1 protein-coding gene is annotated in these 510 nt (G+C 55.1%); it reads right to left on the bottom strand.

The window, feature by feature from the left end; genetic code table 11:
- The coding region (locus ACTHUR_RS18580) for a transferrin-binding protein-like solute binding protein (RefSeq protein WP_440400244.1) at window positions 1-510 on the bottom strand (510 nt) is incomplete at both ends.

Below are 510 nucleotides of genomic sequence, written 5' to 3'. Positions count from 1 at the left end.
GGCCTGTACCGTATGCCTGCGCCAGAGTACCGCGCACGCTGACGGTCGATACGTCGTAAACCGCCTGTCCGATTTTCGGCATTTCTGCTTCACGGGTAAAATTACCGTTGAAGAAAGCGTAATTGTTTTGCGATTCGGTCTTCACGATGCCGGCAACCGCATCGGGTGTGCTGTGGTGCAGGACGTAATTGCCGCCAAAATTGGCAAGGCGTTTATTCTCGGAACCGCCGACGCTGTCTCGCCAGCCGTTTTTAAAACTCTCGCCTTGTACGGCTGCAAGATCGACCTCTACGCCTTCGATGGTGATTTTGTTCCAATCGGCATGATTGAATGCCACTGCGGAATCGGAAGAATTGGTTCCGCTGAAAAATTGTTTGCCGGATTCCGGTTTTTCCGACTTCGCAGATACCGGCAATACGGAAGCTGCGTCTGCCGAGGGCAGAGCTTGGGCAGATTTTGGAGCCTGTGTCGGCGTGGATTGCGTACTGGGGGAGGAGCCGCCGCCACCGC

It is taken from the genome of Neisseria sp. P0021.S007 (assembly GCF_051956855.1).
This window is presented reverse-complemented; position numbering and strand designations above follow the sequence as displayed.